The sequence below is a fragment of the Micromonospora sp. NBC_01739 genome (genome assembly GCF_035920385.1).
In the GTDB taxonomy this organism is placed as follows: Bacteria; Actinomycetota; Actinomycetes; order Mycobacteriales; family Micromonosporaceae; genus Micromonospora.
In genome coordinates this window covers 785,792-801,163 of the sequence record NZ_CP109151.1, presented here as the reverse complement: position 1 = coordinate 801,163, position 15,372 = coordinate 785,792, and the positions used below count along the sequence as shown (strand labels likewise).

At 70.3% G+C, this 15,372-nt stretch carries 12 protein-coding genes; 5 read left to right on the top strand and 7 right to left on the bottom strand.

Features of this window, described 5'->3' with window-relative positions:
- Positions 1–1,002: a carbohydrate ABC transporter permease gene (locus OIE53_RS03590; RefSeq protein WP_327025126.1), complete on the bottom strand. Its 1,002-nt coding sequence runs from the start codon at positions 1,000–1,002 to the stop codon at positions 1–3.
- Between the two features lie 28 nt (positions 1,003–1,030).
- The gene (locus OIE53_RS03585) at positions 1,031–2,311 is read right to left on the bottom strand and encodes an ABC transporter substrate-binding protein (RefSeq protein WP_327025125.1); all 1,281 of its coding nucleotides are present in this window, start codon (positions 2,309–2,311) and stop codon (positions 1,031–1,033) included.
- A gap of 246 nt (positions 2,312–2,557) precedes the next feature.
- Between OIE53_RS03585 and OIE53_RS03580 the strand changes: the two genes are divergently transcribed.
- The 3 genes from OIE53_RS03580 to OIE53_RS03570 all read left to right on the top strand — a co-directional run bounded on the left by OIE53_RS03580 (position 2,558) and on the right by OIE53_RS03570 (position 4,127).
- A complete protein-coding gene (locus tag OIE53_RS03580) occupies positions 2,558–3,136 on the top strand; it encodes a DsbA family protein (protein ID WP_327025124.1) in 579 nt (192 codons plus the stop codon).
- Between the two features lie 242 nt (positions 3,137–3,378).
- Complete coding sequence (locus tag OIE53_RS03575) at positions 3,379–3,810, top strand: hypothetical protein (RefSeq protein WP_327027060.1); 432 nt, start codon at positions 3,379–3,381, stop codon at positions 3,808–3,810.
- Positions 3,811–3,857: 47 nt separating this feature from the next.
- Positions 3,858–4,127 (top strand): hypothetical protein, encoded by a 270-nt coding sequence (locus OIE53_RS03570; protein ID WP_327025123.1) that lies wholly within the window; start codon positions 3,858–3,860, stop codon positions 4,125–4,127.
- 35 nt (positions 4,128–4,162) lie between these two features.
- Here the strand turns inward: OIE53_RS03570 and OIE53_RS03565 are convergent, their stop codons facing one another.
- The 4 genes from OIE53_RS03565 to OIE53_RS03550 all read right to left on the bottom strand — a co-directional run bounded on the left by OIE53_RS03565 (position 4,163) and on the right by OIE53_RS03550 (position 9,707).
- Entirely contained in the window at positions 4,163–4,723 is a 561-nt protein-coding gene (locus OIE53_RS03565; RefSeq protein ID WP_327025122.1) for a cysteine hydrolase family protein, read from the bottom strand.
- A gap of 79 nt (positions 4,724–4,802) precedes the next feature.
- The gene (locus OIE53_RS03560; protein WP_327025121.1) at positions 4,803–5,804 is read right to left on the bottom strand and encodes a hypothetical protein; all 1,002 of its coding nucleotides are present in this window, start codon (positions 5,802–5,804) and stop codon (positions 4,803–4,805) included.
- A 369-nt stretch (positions 5,805–6,173) separates the two neighbouring features.
- Complete coding sequence (locus OIE53_RS03555) at positions 6,174–6,848, bottom strand: HAD family hydrolase (protein ID WP_327027059.1); 675 nt, start codon at positions 6,846–6,848, stop codon at positions 6,174–6,176.
- A 159-nt stretch (positions 6,849–7,007) separates the two neighbouring features.
- Positions 7,008–9,707, bottom strand: a complete 2,700-nt coding sequence (locus OIE53_RS03550; protein ID WP_327025120.1) for an MGH1-like glycoside hydrolase domain-containing protein — start codon at positions 9,705–9,707, stop codon at positions 7,008–7,010.
- Between the two features lie 42 nt (positions 9,708–9,749).
- Here OIE53_RS03550 and OIE53_RS03545 point away from each other — a divergent pair, with 42 nt between their 5' ends.
- Positions 9,750–11,684: an amylo-alpha-1,6-glucosidase gene (locus OIE53_RS03545; RefSeq protein ID WP_327025119.1), complete on the top strand. Its 1,935-nt coding sequence runs from the start codon at positions 9,750–9,752 to the stop codon at positions 11,682–11,684.
- Positions 11,685–11,760: 76 nt separating this feature from the next.
- Here OIE53_RS03545 and OIE53_RS03540 read toward each other — a convergent pair whose 3' ends face one another.
- Positions 11,761–13,671 carry a Xaa-Pro dipeptidyl-peptidase gene (locus tag OIE53_RS03540; protein ID WP_327025118.1) on the bottom strand — a complete coding sequence of 637 codons (1,911 nt, stop codon included), beginning with the start codon at positions 13,669–13,671 and terminating at the stop codon, positions 11,761–11,763.
- Between the two features lie 316 nt (positions 13,672–13,987).
- Between OIE53_RS03540 and OIE53_RS03535 the strand changes: the two genes are divergently transcribed.
- Positions 13,988–15,316, top strand: coding sequence for a glycosyltransferase family 4 protein (locus OIE53_RS03535; RefSeq protein WP_327025117.1), 1,329 nt, complete (start codon positions 13,988–13,990; stop codon positions 15,314–15,316).
- Positions 15,317–15,372 lie beyond the last annotated feature (56 nt).

Below are 15,372 nucleotides of genomic sequence, written 5' to 3'. Positions count from 1 at the left end.
TCAACGCCTCTCCCCGTCGTCGCTGCCGGGGGCAGCGGTACCGAACAACTTCACGAAGATGAACGCGATGATCGCCACCGTGATGAAGATCAGCACCGACATGGTGGAGCCGATGCCGAGGTTGAGCCCCCGGATCAGGTTGTTGTAGGCGATCATCGACACCGAGGAGGTGTCGTTGGCCCCGGAGGTCAGCACGTAGATGTTGTCGAAGACCCGGAAGGCGTCCAGGGTGCGGAACAGCAGCGCGACCAGGATGGCCGGCTTCATCACCGGCAGCATCACCTTGGTGAACCGCTGCCAGGCGGTGGCTCCGTCGGTGGAGGCCGCCTTGAGCAGGTCCTCCGGCACCAGGGCCAGGCCCGCCATCAGCAGCAACGCCATGAAGGGGGTGGTCTTCCATATCTCCGCCAGCATGATGATCGCCAGCGAGCTGGCCCGCTCGGTCAACGGCGCCCCGTCGGAGAAGAGGTTGGCCAGGTAGCCGGTGCCGGGGGTCCAGGCGTACCGCCAGGAGAAGGCCGCGACGACCGTGACGATGCCGTACGGGATCAGGGCCGAGGTCCGCACGATGCCGCGACCGACGAGCGTACGGTGCATGATCAGGGCCAGCCCCATGCCGAGCACCAGTTCCACGGCCACGGTGACCACCGTGATCAGCATGGTCACCCCGAAGGCCGTCCACCAGAACTCGTTGGTCAGCACGGTCACGTAGTTCTGCAGGCCGACGAACTCCCGTTCGGCGGGGAACCGCAGGTCGTAGCGCTGCAACGACAGCCACACCGAGTAGAGGATCGGGTAGGCGGTCACCGCGATCATGACCAGCGCGGCCGGGGCGCACAGCAGCAGACCCAGCCGGCGCTCGGCCCGCTTGTTCTCGCTCAGCGGCGTCTTGCGCCGCCGGTTGTTCCGCTGCGCGGGGACCGCGGCGTGCCGACCCTCGGTGCGGGTGTCGGTCCCGTCGGCGGCCACCTCCGCGCCCGCCGGGGTGGCGTTGATACTCATGCCCGCACCCCCGTGTGGTGTCGCCGGCTCATGGCAGGACCCCCTTGGACTCCAGGGCGTCGGCGATCGCCGCACGCAGTTCCTTCGCGGTGCTCTGCGGGTCGATCGCCGCCGGCGGCGACAGGATCGCCGAGGTCACCGTGGAGATGCTCTGGTACGCCGGGGTCAGCGGCCGGACGGCCGGATCCCGCAGCTGTTCGAGGATGGTCTCCTTCATCGGGTACGCCTCGTCCATCTCCGGGTCGTCGTAGACGCTCTCGATGGTCGGCGGCACCCCGTCGTTGATCGCGGAGAACTTCTGGTTCTCCGCGTTGCGCAGGCACTTGGCCGCCTCGAAGGACTCCTCAGGATGCCTGGAGTAGCGGCTGACGGCCAGGTTGACCCCGCCGATGGTCACCCGAGCCGGGGCGTTCCCGTCGACCCCGGGCACCCGGGCCCAACCCACCTGCTCGGCGAGCTGCGGGTTGGCCTCCTGCATCGCCGGGTAGACGAACGGCCAGTTCACCTGGAACGCCCCGGAGCCGGACTGGAACTCCAGCCGTACCGGGTCCTCGGTGGCGTTGCTGAACGACGGCGAGGCCACTCCCGAGGTGGCGAAGGTACGCAGCACCTCCAGGGCCCGCACGGCACCCTCGTCGACCACGGCCTCGGTGCCGTCCTCGTTGAGCAGGTTGCCGCCGGCACTGGCCACCAGGGTGTTGAAGAGCACCACCAGGCCCTCGTACTGGGCCCCCATGGTGAGCACCTGATGCGGCTTGCCCTGTTCCTTGAGCTGCTGCGCCGTCGAGATCATCTCGTCCCAGCTGGTCGGCGGCTCCGGCACCAGGTCCTTGCGGTACCACAGCAGCTGCACATTCGTGTTCTTCGGCGCCCCGTAGAGCTTGTCCTCGTACCGCGCGGTCTCCAGCGGGCCCTCCAGGGTGCCCTCCTCCACCTCGGCGCGGTCGGATCCGGTCCACTCCAGGATCCATTTCGCGCCGGCGAACTCCTGGGTCCAGGTCACGTCGAGACCGAGCACGTCCATGCCGTCGTCGGAGGCGGCGAGCCGCCGGACCAACTGCACCCGCTGCTCGTCGGCCTCCCGGGGCAGCACCCGGTTGACGATCCGGTACCGCCCGGCGGCCTCGGTGTTGCACCGGTCCACCACCTGCTGAAGGTTCTGCTCGGGCGGGTAGTAAAGATTGATCTCGGGTACGCCGGTGTCGTCGCCTGCGGCACAGGCCGCCAGCGGCGCCAGCACCGTCAGCGTCGCGGCAGCCGCCGCCACACGTACGCGGGGTCGGCGCCGGCCCTCGTCCGGGTCATTCATGTCGGCATCCCCCTCCCCCTCCTCCTAGGTGGGCCAACATCCGGGGAGGATCCCGTGCCCCGGCGCACGGCGAGACGATCAGGGCCTGTGACCTGCTGGTTTCCGGACCCCACGTGTCGTGGCAGCAACACTGCCCGACCTGCGCAGGCACGAAACCTGACCCAGGTGAGCCGACATCGACAGGCGCCTCGGTGGCCCAGATCACACCCGAGGAGTGCCCGTACCGCCCGGCGCTACCCTCGGGCGATGGATGCGACCTTCTTCTTCGACCCTGCCTGCCCGTGGACCTGGCGAACCTCCCGCTGGCTGGTGGCCGTCGCCGAGACACGTGGCCTGAGCATCGAGTGGCGGGCCTTCAGCCTGAGCATCCTCAGCGGCGGCAACATCCCCCCGGAGTACGCCGACGCGGTGGCCGCCTCCGGCCGGGCGTTGCGGCTGGTAGAGGCGCTGCGGGCCGAGGGCCGCCACGCCGACGCCGGCCGGTTCTACACCGAGTTGGGCACCCGCACCCACGACGCCGGCAATCCGCCGAGCGGCAAGCTGGTGGAATCGGCCGTCGAAGCGGCCGGGCTAGACGACATGGCCGCCGTCCTGGACGACGAACGCTGGGACGAAGCCGTCCACGCCTCCCACGCGGAGGCGTACGCCTCCGCCGGTCCGGACATCGGCTCACCGGTGCTCATGGTCCCCGGCGCCGACCGGGGCATCCACGGCCCGATCCTGACCGAGGTGCCCGGCACCGAGGACGCCCTGACCCTCTGGGACAACATGGTCCCCCTGATGCGCATGCCGTCCTTCCACGAGATCAAACGCGGCCGCCGCTGACCTGCTTTCGCGATCTCGGGCAACTTCGGGGAAGATGTCGCCTCGCCACGCCGGCAGGGGACATCTTCCCCGAAGTTGTCTGACCCACTAGCGTTGAACGCGCATCGCCGTCAGCGCGTACGCCGTCGCCGTCGATACGCCACCGGCCGACCCCGATCCGCCCGATCGGTTGGTTCTCCCGGGAACAGCGCACCGCCGCTCCGATTGGGCAGGATCATCTCCAACGAGGAGGTGCCGTCGTGGTGCAGGACACCCGCGCTCTCGCCCTGACCTTCGAGGTGAGCGGCCTGCCACCGGTCAAAACCGAGGCGTTGTCCATCTTCGCCGCCGGGCACCGGCAGGCGACCAGGGTACGCGCGCTGCTCCAGGCTGCCTGCGAGGCGGCGCAGCGTACCGGCTGGACTTCACTGTCCGGCCCGATCGAGGTGGACCTGACCCTGCGCTGTCCACCCGGGCGTCGTACCTCCGACGCGAGCACCCTGCTGGGCGGGGTGTGCGCGGTGTTGCAGGACAAGAAGCGGGTCGCCAACATCGGGCTGGCCCACCTCGGGGTCCTGGTCGATGTCGCCGTCTACGACGACGACAAGCAGATCCGCCGACTGTCGTACGCCGAGGAACCCGCCGAGGAATTCTCGTATCAGGTACGGGTCGCGGCCATACCAGAGGCGGTTTGACCGACGGCTGCGGTGGGGTACCGCAGCCGCCGACGAAGGGAGCGCCGATGTCGGAGCCACATGTCACGCTGGAACCCCGTGACCCGGTGCAGGAAAAGCTGCGCGGGCCGCTGGAGCAGCAGCTGACCTCGGCGCTTCAGGCAGCAATCGACCGGGTCCGCGGCCAGTACGCCGGGGAGCCGGTCGAAATGGTCTGCCAACGACTGCTGGACGAGACCCGCGTAGGGCTGCACCCCGACATCGCCGCCGGCTTCCAACCCGACATGGACGAGTTCTGCCGGGTCGCGGTAGCCATCGTGCGGGGCGAGAACCCCTGAAACGACCGCGCACCTCGCGGGCTGGCTGCCGAGGTTCAGGGTGCGGTGGCGAAGGTGGCCTCGGCCGTGGTGACCGTGCCGGCGGTGCGGCCCGGGGCGGAATGGTGCGCCCAGTACAGGTTGGTGTGGGCGATGACCTGCTCCGGCGGGGGCGCACCCCAGGCGGTGAGGTCCTCCGTGGTGTGCGCGTCGCTGACCAGGGTCGCGTCGTAGCCCCGCACGAACGCCCCGTGCAGGGTGGAGCGGATGCACACGTCGGTCTGCGCCCCGCTGACCACGAGCCGGCCGACCCCGAGCCCGACCAGGACGGTCTCCAGGTCGGTCGCCTCGAAGGAGTCGGCGTAGTTCTTCTCCACGAGTGGCTCGGCGTCCTCCCGGGTCAGCTCCGGGACGATGCGCCAGTCCTCGCTGCCCCGGGCCAGCCCCTTGTCGGAATGCTGGACCCACACCACCGGCACGCCCTCCTGACGTGCCCTGTCGATCAGGACGGCGATGTTGGCCACGACCTCGTCCCGTCGGGTCGCCGTGGCGACCACCCCGTTCTGCACGTCGATGACGAGTAAGGCGGTGTGCGGACGGTTCTTCAGAGTGGTCATGACTCCCCCGTCGGATCGATGTGTGACCACGCTAGACGAGGGGTCCGACAGACGGTCTTGCGCGGTGCCGCCACCCGAATCAGCCCGGCGACACCGCCCCGGTCCGCCGGTGGCGCCGGCGACAGGTGAGTAGGCCGGCGGCGACCAGTACCCCCGGAAGTATCCCGATCCCGCTCACCAGGGCGGCCGGTCCGTACACCAGCCGCGGCAGCGGACCGCGGGCCTCAGGTAGCCCGGCGACCTGGTGATCGACGTACCCGGCGGCGTGGCAGGTCACGAAGACCGGCCCGCCCTCCGGCACCTCGAAGGTGCCCAGCAGGAGGGTCACGATGCTGTCGCTGTTGTCGGTGAACGGCACCGCGGGTTCGGAGAACGCAAGCTCGTCGCCCTTTTGATCGACGATCGTGCACTGGCGTGCCGACGCATTCGGCTCGTACGAGCGGTAGACGGCGTGTCGCCCTTCGCTCAGTCGTACGGCGACCCCCTGGCCGTGACCGACCGCCACGGCATCGGCCGGCACGAACCGCACGACGGACAGTTCGGCGCCGACCCGGACGAACTCCGGCACCACGAACAGGCCGGCCAGTCCGATCAGGCCGGCCACCACCCACCAGCGGCGTACCCAGAACGAACTCCCGGGTGCTCCGAGGTCGGCCGGCCCCCTGGTGACCAGCCATGCCACCCCCGCACCGACACCGAGGGCGCCGGCCAGCGTCGTCCACCCCACGGTCGGCGCCCAGGTTCGGGCCAGGTCGAGGCTCGCGCCGAGCGGAACCACGTACCGGTAGAGCAGGATGTTGCCGACGAGGAACAGCGTCGCCGTCCCGACGGCGACCACGAGCACCCGCAGCAGAGCACCGCGCAGACCCGGTACCCGCCCATCGCGTACGACGCAGAGGTGGCCCGCCGCGACAGCGGTGCCGATCGCCAGCAGCTTCGCCGCCGTCGTCAGCTCGGCCAGTTCGGGCCGATATCCCTCATATTTGCCGGCATCCAGGACGACCAGGGTCAGGACAAGGCCGGCAGCCGTCCATCCGATCAGCACGGCGGCTGCCACCAGGAACCGAGCGGGGCGCGACATCCGACCAGGCTAAAGGGCATCGACGGGACACGAAGTCCACGCCGCGGGCCCGGGTCGGGTCAGGACCGGTTCCGCACGCCCCGGCCCTGACCCCAAGCTCGGCGTGGCAGCGACCGACCAATGCCCCGGTCCGGCCCATCGACCGTCACCAGGGCAACGGGCGGCACGCCCGCACTCAGCTCCACGGTGCCCACACCGAACTTCGGTGCCGCGACCGACCCCTGGCGAATCGCGACACCGCAGGGGAGATTAGGTGGGCCGAGGGCGGCCCGGGCCCGCCCGATTCGACGATTACCAGCAGGGTGCAAAAGCCGCCGGAGGTGGTAACAGCACGCAGGCCGCCAGCGCTGATCGAAATCGGGCCGTACCTCAGAAGTGGTGCAGCAGTTCCGGGAAGGCCCGCAGGTGCAGTACCCCCTCGTCCGCCGGGTCCAGTTCGTCGTGCTCCAACACCCAGGTGTTGTCGTTCGGGATGAACACGGCACGCCACCCGGCGGCGCGGGCCGGCAGGATGTCCGAGCGCGGCGAGTTGCCGATCATCCAGGCCCGTCCCGGGTCGATCCCGTGTTCCCGGCCCAGCCACCGGTAGGTGTCGGCGTTCTTCTCCGACACGATGTGGGCGGCCGAGAAATGGTGCAACAGCCCGCAGGCGTCCAGCTTGCGCTGCTGCTCCTCCCGTTCGCCCTTCGTCAGCAACAACAGTTCGTGGCGGCCGGCCAACTCGTCCAGGGCGGCGGCCACCCCGGGCATCAACTCGACCTGGTGGTTCACCAACGCCATCGCCAACTCGTCGATCTCGCGCTGCTCCGCCATGGTGGCCGGTCGCTCCCGCAGCCGCTCCAGGCACTCCCGCAGACTCCGCAGGAAGACCTTGCTGCCGTACCCGTGGGCGACCGCGTTGGCCCGCTCGATGTCATCCAGCACGGCCCGGATCTGCACCCGGTCCAGCGTCGGATGATCGAGCCAGGCCAGAAAGTCGTCGATCACCCGCTCGAAGACGACATTGTTCTCCCACAGCGTGTCGTCGGCGTCGAACACCAGCACCCGCCCCGGCTCGACCCCGGTCACCTCACCAGTCACCCCGCGACTCTAAGCACCCCCACCCCTCCCCCACGACCCAATAACCCCACCCTCCCTCTCCCACCCGCCCGTCCCCGTCTTCCGTGATCAACGAGCTCGGCGAGCGGGCCGGTGCCGGGCGGGTCAGCGGCGGAGGGTGAGGATCAGGTCGGCTACCAGGGCGGTCCAGCCGGTCTGGTGCCAGGCGCCCAGGCCGGCGCCGTTGTCGCCGTGGAAGTACTCCGGGAAGGCGATCAGGTCCCGCCAGTCCGGGTGGGTCTGGAACAGCTGCGCCGCCCCGTAGATCGGCCGGCGTCCCCAGTCGTCGCGGGTGAACAGGGCGATCAGCCGGGCGGAGAGGTCGTCGGCGATCTCGTCGAGGGTCTTCTTCACTCCGGAGCGGGTCGGGTACTCGACCTGGAGGTCGTCGCCGAAGAAGGCCGCGTGGTCGCGCAACGCGCTGATCAGCAGGAAGTTCGTCGGCATCCAGATCGGGCCGCGCCAGTTGGAGTTGCCGCCGAACAGGCCGCTGGTCGACTCGGCCGGCTCGTAGCCGACGGAGAACTCCTGGCCGCCGAGGGTGACCGTGAACGGCTTGTCCAGGTGGGCGCGGGAGAGGGTACGCAGGCCGTACTCGGAGAGGAACTCGTCGGTGTCCAGCATCCGGGCGAGCAGCCGGACGATCTGCTCCGGGCCGCACATGGACAGCAGCCGCTGCTGACGGCCGTCCGGGCCGATCCGGCGGGCGCCGATGACCGAGGCGTACTCGGGTCGGTTGGTCAGGAACCAGCGCAGCCGGGCACCCAGTTCGGGCAGCCGGTGCAGGGTACGCGCGGGCAGCCGGGTCACTGCGGCCAGCGGCAGCAGCCCGACCACCGAGCGGACCTTCAGCGGGACCTTGGTGCCGTCGGCGAGCCGCAGCACGTCGTAGAAGAAGGCGTCCTCCTCGTCCCACAACCCCTGGTCGTACGCGGCTGCGGCGATGTACGCGAAGTGTTCGAAGAACTTCGTGGCGGTGTCCACCCAGGTCCGGTCGTGCTCGGCCAGCACGATGGCGATGTCGAGCAGGTTGAGGGCGTACATCGCCATCCAGCCGGTGCCGTCGGACTGCTCCAGCACCCCGGCCACCGGCAGGGCCGCCGACCGGTCGAAGGGGCCGACATTGTCCAGCCCCAGGAAGCCGCCCTCGAAGACGTTGTTGCCGCCGGTGTCCTTGCGGTTGACCCACCAGGTGAAGTTCATCAGCAGCTTGTGCATCATCCGGGCCAGGAAGTCGTGGTCCCGGCTGCCGTCGATCTCGAACACCTTCAACGCGGCCCAGGCGTGCACCGGCGGGTTGACGTCCCCGAAGGCCCACTCGTACGCCGGGATCTGGCCGTTGGGGTGCAGGTACCACTCGCGCAGCAGGAGCAGCAGTTGCTCCTTGGCGAAGCCGGGGTCTACCCGGGCGATGCTCACGCAGTGGAAGGCCAGGTCCCAGGCCGCGTACCAGGGGTATTCCCAGGGGTCCGGCATGGAGATGACGTCGAAGCTGGTCATGTGCCACCAGGCGCTGTTGCGCCCGTGCCGGCGCCCGGCCGGCGGGGTGGAGCCCGGGTCGCCCTCCAACCACCGTTTGACGTCGAAGTGGTAGAACTGCTTGCCCCACATCAGCCCGGCGATGGCCTGCCGGGCGACGGCGGCCTCGTCGGCGCTGGCCTGCTCGGGGATCAATCCGGCGAAGAAGTGGTTCGCCTCGGCCCGCCGGGCCCACACCACGGTCTCGAAGCCGTCGCCCAGGTCGGCCGGGGGCGGGTCGCCGTCGCCGGGCGGCGGAGCGGTACGGGTCAGCCGCAGCCGAATCTGCCGCTGGGACCCGGCCGGCACCTCCAGTACGTAGTGCAGGGCCCCCTTGGTGCCGGTCAGCTCCGGGTTGACCGTGTCCGCCCCGTTCACCACGTGGTCGTTGATGCCGTCCTTCGGGTACGGGGTGCGGCTGGGCAGCCCCCAGAGCCGTTCGGCGTTGCTGTCGTTGTCGCACAGCAGGGGGGTCGGCTCACCGTCTCCTTCCAGCACGATCTGCCCGAGCACCCAGTGGTCGCCGACCAGCCGCCGACCCTGCCCGACCAGGCGGGGCACCCGCTCGTCCGTGCCGGGCAGCCCCCAGCCCCAGGTGTTGCGGAACCACAGGTGCGGCAGTACGTGCAGCCGTTCCGGCTCCGCCCCCCGGTTGGCCACGGTCACCGTGATGCACAGATCCGTCGGGCCGGCCTTGGCGTAGTCGACCGTCACCGCCCAGTACCGGTCGTCGTCGAAGATGCCGGTGTCGACCAGCTCGTACTCGGTGTCGTCCCGGCCGCGCAGGCCGTTGACCGCGACGAGTTCGTCGTACGGGAAGGCGGCCTGGGGGTAGTGGTAGCGCCAGCGCATCCAGGAGTGGGTCGGGGTGGAGTCCTCGTACCACCAGTACTCCTTGACGTCCTCGCCGTGGTTGCCCCCGTCGCCACCGAGACCGAACATCCGCTCCTTGATGATCGGATCGCGCCCGTTCCACAGCGCCAGGGCGAAGCAGAAGGTCTGCCGGTCGTCGCAGACGCCCGCCATGCCGTCCTCGGACCACCGGTAGGCTCGGGACCGCGCGTGGTCGTGGGGGAAGTAGTCCCAGGCTGTGCCGTGCTCGCTGTAGTCCTCCCGTACCGTCCCCCAGGCCCGTTCGGACAGATAGGGACCCCATGCCCGCCAGTCCTGCTCACCGGCATCGGCCTGGGCCAGCCGGACTCGTTCGGCGTCGGGGGCGGAGGGCGAACCGTCAATGATCACCTTTACATCTTCGATGCCGCTGGGGTACTTCACCACAGCGACCATTGTCGTCGTGCCGTGTTACACCTCGCCGCCGGTGGAGGAAAGTTGATCGAGATTCGTTTCGGTACCCAGGTCTGCGGTGAGCTGACCAGCGCCGCCAGTCGGGAGTGGCTGGTGGCCGACGGCCTCGGCGGATACGCGATGGGCACGGTCGCCGGGCTGCGTACCCGCCGCTATCACGGGCTGTTGGTGGTACCGGGAGAAACCCCGGCCTCCCGCAAGGTGGGACTGGCCAGTCTCGATCCGGCCGTGGTGCTGCCCTCCGGGGCCCGGGTACGCCTGGGTGCCCACGAGTGGGCCTCCGGCGACGTGGACCCGCGGGGATTCGAGTTGCTGGAGGGGTTCGACCTGACCGACGGGCTGCCCCGGTGGCGGTGGCGGATCGGCGAGGTGGTGATCGAGCGGGAGTTGGCCATGCTGCATGGCCGCTCCTGTGTGGCGGTGGTACACCGGCTGGTCAGCGGTGGGCCGGTCGAGCTGGAGTTGGCCGCCGCCTGCACCTGGCGCGACGCGCACGGCGAGCGGCGGGCGGACGGGCCGGCACTGCGAATGGATCCGGTCGAGGGTGGGGCGGTGATCGAGGGGGCGTACCGGCTGTCCGGGCCGGGCTGGACCCCCCAGGGCCACTGGTGGCGGGGCGCCCACCACCGGGCGGAGGCTGCCCGGGGCCTGCATCCGGAGGAGGACCTGTGGTACGCGGGCCAGTTCCGCGACCTGCTGCGCCGGCCGGGCGACACGGTGTCCGTGCTGGCCTGGGCCCAGGACCCCGCCCCGGAACCGCCACCCGCCGTCGAGGTGGTGGCGGCGGCCCGGCGACGCAACCGGGAGGTGGTGGCGGCGGCCAAGCCGACCGACGATGTCGAGGCCACCCTGGCGTTGGCCGCCGACGCCTTCGTCGTGCGTACGAACGACTCGCCGGTGGAGGTGGTCGCCGGGTACCCCTGGTTCGGCGCCTGGTCCCGGGACACGATGATCTCCTACGAGGGGTTGTTCCTCTGCACCGGCCGCGCTGACCTGGGCCGGGAGCTGCTGCGCACCTACGCGGGGACCCTGTCGGAGGGGATGCTGGCGAACACGGCCGACACCGGCCGGGTGGAGTACAACACCGTGGACGGCACCCTGTGGTTCCTGCACGCGGTCAGCCGACACGTCACCGTCACCGGTGACACCGATCTGGGGGACGAACTGCTGCCGGCGCTGCGTGGGGTCATCGACGCCCACCTGACCGGCACCCGGTACGGCATCGCCGTCGACCCGGCCGACGGGCTGCTCACCTCCGGGGCCCCCGGGGCCGCCCTGACCTGGATGGACGCCCGGGTGTACGGGGTGCCGGTGACCCCCCGGCACGGCAAACCGGTCGAGGTCAACGCCCTGTGGATCAACGGGGTGGCCGGGGTCGCGGAGCTGACCGAGTTGGCCGGGCAGGACGCCGACGGGCTGCACCGGCTGCACGAGCAGGCGGTCGAGTCGTTCCGGCAGCGCTTCCCCGCTCCGGCCGGTTGGCTGCACGACGTGGTCGACGCGCCCGCGCCCGCGTACCCCCTGGGGGGTGCGGCCGTCCACGACGACGACCTGCTGCGACCCAACCAGCTGCTGGCCTGGTCGTTGCCGAACGCGCCGTTGCGGCCGGACCCGCAGGCGGTGGCTCTGGTCGGTGCGGGGCTGCTCACCCCCCTGGGTCTGCGCAGCCTCTCCCCGGACTCCCCCGGCTTCACCGGGGGGCACCGGGGCGGGCCGGCCGAGCGGGACAGCGCCTACCACCAGGGCACCGTCTGGCCGTGGCTGATCGGTCCGTACGCCGATGCCAGCCGCCGGGCCGGTCTGTCGGTGGATGAGCTGTTCACCGGTCTGGAGGCGCACCTGAGCGAGTACGGCCTCGGCTCGGTCAGCGAGACCGCCGACGGCTCGGCCCCGCACACCGCCACCGGTTGCCCCTTCCAGGCCTGGTCGGTGGCGGAACTGCTGCGGGCCCGCCGGTGACACGCACCGACGGGCCCGTAGCGCCCCTGAGGAGGTAGGTTCGGTGGGACGCCCGCACGGGCGTCCCACCGTTCGATCAGTTCAGACCGGCTGCCACGGCGGCCTGGCGGCCACCGACGATCGGCAGGGTGATCCGGGTGCTGTCGAAGTGCACCGTGATCTCGGCGCGGGTCTGCTTGGCCCGGCTGCTGTAGCCGGAGTACGAGCCGAGCAGGACCACACCGATCTGGTGGCCGGCCTCGAAGACGTAGTCCTCGGGCTGCAGCGGGATGTCGACGGCGTTCTTCTCACCCGGCACCAGCGGGGTCGAGGTGTAGAGCGAGTCGAGGTTCAGCCCGTCGTAGATGCCCTTGGTGACCAACTCCTGCGGGTTGCTGGCCACGTTCTTGACGACCTGGCGGTAGCAGGCCTCCTCGTTGTGCCCACCGAAGTTGGCCGACTCGCCCCAGCAGTCCTCGGTGGTCACGGTGCGGACGCCGTCACCGGAGGTGCTGAAGCGCTGCCGGGTGCCGTAGTCGACGAGCAGACCGGCGAAGCTGGTGTCCTCTCCGTTGACCGAGGCCTTGATCCGCACGATCGGGGTGCCGGAGATGTGCAGCGGCGCCTTCAGCGGCTCGGACAGGAAGACCAGCCGGTTGTTCTTGTTAGCCGCCGGGTCCGAGGGGTGCCGGATCGCGTTGGCCTGGCTCATCGACGGGGTGTCGGTGAAGGTGGCCTTCTTGTTGCCGGGGCCGGGCTTCACCGAGATGTCGCCGGGGTCGCCGTTGGTGCCGGGGCGCAGCCAGATCTGGGTCGGCTGGGACTTGGGGATCGGCCAGTTGGCGTGGGTCTCCCAGACGTCCGGCAGCCGCTCCAGGTCGACCATCGGCTCACGCATGATGCCGTTGTCGATGCCCTGGAGCCAGAAGTCGAACCAGCGGTGCAGGGTGTCCACCCACTCCGCGCGACGGAAGTCGAACGGGTCGATGTGCCCGGTGCCGGTCAGCCACAGCTTGCGCGGCACGTTGTTCTCGGCCAGGGCGTACCACCACTTGCTGAAGTGGTCGGCCCGCACGTTGTCGTCGTTGATGCCGTGCACCAGCAGGACACTGGCCTTGACCTTGTCGGCGTGCGGCACGTAGTCCCGCTCGGCCCAGAAGTCGCTGTAGTCACCGGTGGCGTCGTCGGCGCCCACGCCGAGCTGGGTCCGCACCGGGGCACAGTACGCCCGACGGTTCGGGTTGGTGACGGTGTTGGACAGGCTGCCCGAGTAGTTGTTCGCCCGGGTCACCAGACCGTTGCTACGCGAGTAGTCGTACCAGCTGGAGATGGCCGAGATCGGCACGATGGTGGACAGGCCCTCGACGCCGGTGGCGGCGGCGGCGTTGGCCAGGGTGCCGTCGTACGACTTGCCGATCATGCCGGACTTGCCGTTGTGCCAGTTGGCGACGACCTCGTTGCCGTCGGCGTCGACACCCTTGCGGCGGCCGTTGAGCCAGTCGATCGCGGTCGGGGCGCTGATGTTGTCCCCGAGACCGCCGGTGACCGGGCAGCCGGTCGAGTTGTTGGTGCCGATCATGTCGAGCAGCACGACCGCGTAGCCACGCGGCACGAAGTAGTTGTCGTAGAACAGCGGCCACTGGTCGAGCAGGCCGTCGCCGTCCAGGTCGGCCTTGCACTCGGTCTCGTTGCCGCGGCAGACCGTCGAGTAGTAGGGGCTGGCGTCCATGACCACCGGCACCCGCAGGCCCTGGTCGCTGGCCTTCGGCCGGATGATGTCCATCGCCACGACGTCGAGCTCACCGTTGGAGTCGGTGTCGACATCGGAGGTGACGAAGATCCGTTCGCGGATCGCGTCGGCGTAGCCGAAGACCGGCTGGGTGACGCCGTCCGCGATGACCAACTGGTTCGCCTGCGCGGGCTGGGCTAGCGCGGGGGTCACCGGCAGGATGGCCGCGGTCATCGCGACCGCCACCGCACTGCCCCACCATCGCCTCGTGGTTCGCATGCTTCTCCTTCCAGGCACCGGGTGCCGACCACCGCACGCCGGTTCTGGCGCACGAGCCATGAGCCCCTCAGTGCTGCGTCCGGTTAGAACCTACGAACCAGGCCGTGGCAGGTCATCAGACAGTTGCGGGAGGTGCAGACCGGCTGGTGCTACGCCTGTCGCAGAGGTGGGCGCAATGTCGCCTCGCGTCCGTTCCCGGTGACGAGACCGGGAGTACCGACGGGCTTTACAGCCCCGCAATCGGGATGTCTCCGCTGGTTATCCAGCTGCCAGCAGGATTGGTCCTGGGCGGAGAGACAACTCAAAGGGGGCGCGTATGTCACCGGACGCCGACGTGATCGACATCAACCCCGTACGTCCGCAGCGGGTCCTGATGTTGTCCTGGGAGTATCCGCCGGTCCTGGTCGGTGGCCTCGGTCGGCACGTGCACGCTCTGTCGGTGGCCCTGGCCGCCGCCGGCCACGAGGTCACCGTCGTCACCCGCCACGCCGCGGGGGCGCCGCTGTCCGAACACCGCGACGGGGTACGCATCCTGCGGGCCGCCGAGGACCCGGTCACCTTCCCCCTGGCCACCGGATCGCTGCTGGCCTGGACGATGGCGTTCAACCACACCCTGACCCGTACCGCCCTGCACGCCGCCGCCACCGCCGACTTCGATGTCATCCACGCCCACGACTGGCTGGTCGCGCACACCGCGATCACCCTGGCCGAGCATCTGCGCCTGCCCCTGGTGACCACGATGCACGCCACCGAGGCGGGCCGACACCAGGGCTGGCTGCCCGAGGAGATGAACCGCACCATCCACGGTGTCGAGCACTGGCTCAGCACCGCCTCCACCCGTCTGATCACCTGCTCCGGGTACATGCGCGACCAGGTCACCACCCTGTTCGAGGTGCCGCAGGAGAAGGTCGCCGTGGTGCCCAACGGGGTGGACGACCGGGCCTGGCGGGCCCGCCCCCGCGCGGTCGCCGCCGCCCGCGCCCGGTTCGCCGCCGACGGCCCGTTGATCGGGTACGCCGGGCGGCTGGTCTACGAGAAGGGGGTGCAGCACCTGGTGGACGCGGTGCCGCAGCTACGCGCCCGGCACCCGGGGCTGCGGGTGCTGATCGCCGGGGACGGGCCCTACCGGGACGAGTTGGAGGAGCGGACCCGGCAGCTCGGGCTCGGCGGGACCGTACGCTTCGCCGGGTTCCTGGACAACACCCAACTGCCGGCGGTCCTAGGGGCCACGGACGCGACCGTCGTACCGAGTCTCTACGAGCCGTTCGGGATGGTGGCCCTGGAGGCGGCGGCGGCCGGAGCACCGCTGGCCGTGGCCCGTACCGGTGGCCTGGCCGAGATCGTCGAACCGGGCGTCACCGGGGTGACCTTCCCGCACAGCGACCCACCGGCCCTGGCCGGCGCGGTCGACCAGCTCATCGGCGACGAGGTCTTCGCCCGCCGGGTAGCCCGGCAGGCCCGCAGCATGGTCGGCCGGCGGTACGGCTGGGCCACCATCGCCGCCCGTACCGCCCAGGCCTACGCGGTGGCCCGCCGGGCGCACACCCCGGCACAGACCCGCCGTCCCGCCGTCGACCTGCCGGCCCCCCGGCGGCCGATCGCCATCCCGCACGGCAATCTGCTCGTCGGCACGGCCGCCTGCTAGCTCTGTCGTCCAGCTCTCCGGCCCGCGCCCGCAGTGGTGGGGCGGAGGGCGACAGG

What these genes read in the sequence shown, in the direction of transcription:
- OIE53_RS03535 (WP_327025117.1), top strand. Translation starts at nt 13,988, where the DNA reads ATGTCACCGGACGCCGACGTGATCGACATCAACCCCGTACGTCCGCAG.
- OIE53_RS03570 (WP_327025123.1), top strand. Translation starts at nt 3,858, where the DNA reads ATGTCGGAGCCACATGTCACGCTGGAACCCCGTGACCCGGTGCAGGAA.
- OIE53_RS03580 (WP_327025124.1), top strand. Translation starts at nt 2,558, where the DNA reads ATGGATGCGACCTTCTTCTTCGACCCTGCCTGCCCGTGGACCTGGCGA.
- OIE53_RS03585 (WP_327025125.1), bottom strand. Translation starts at nt 2,311, where the DNA reads ATGAATGACCCGGACGAGGGCCGGCGCCGACCCCGCGTACGTGTGGCG.
- OIE53_RS03560 (WP_327025121.1), bottom strand. Translation starts at nt 5,804, where the DNA reads ATGTCGCGCCCCGCTCGGTTCCTGGTGGCAGCCGCCGTGCTGATCGGA.
- OIE53_RS03540 (WP_327025118.1), bottom strand. Translation starts at nt 13,671, where the DNA reads ATGCGAACCACGAGGCGATGGTGGGGCAGTGCGGTGGCGGTCGCGATG.
- OIE53_RS03565 (WP_327025122.1), bottom strand. Translation starts at nt 4,723, where the DNA reads ATGACCACTCTGAAGAACCGTCCGCACACCGCCTTACTCGTCATCGAC.
- OIE53_RS03590 (WP_327025126.1), bottom strand. Translation starts at nt 1,002, where the DNA reads ATGAGTATCAACGCCACCCCGGCGGGCGCGGAGGTGGCCGCCGACGGG.
- OIE53_RS03550 (WP_327025120.1), bottom strand. Translation starts at nt 9,707, where the DNA reads ATGGTCGCTGTGGTGAAGTACCCCAGCGGCATCGAAGATGTAAAGGTG.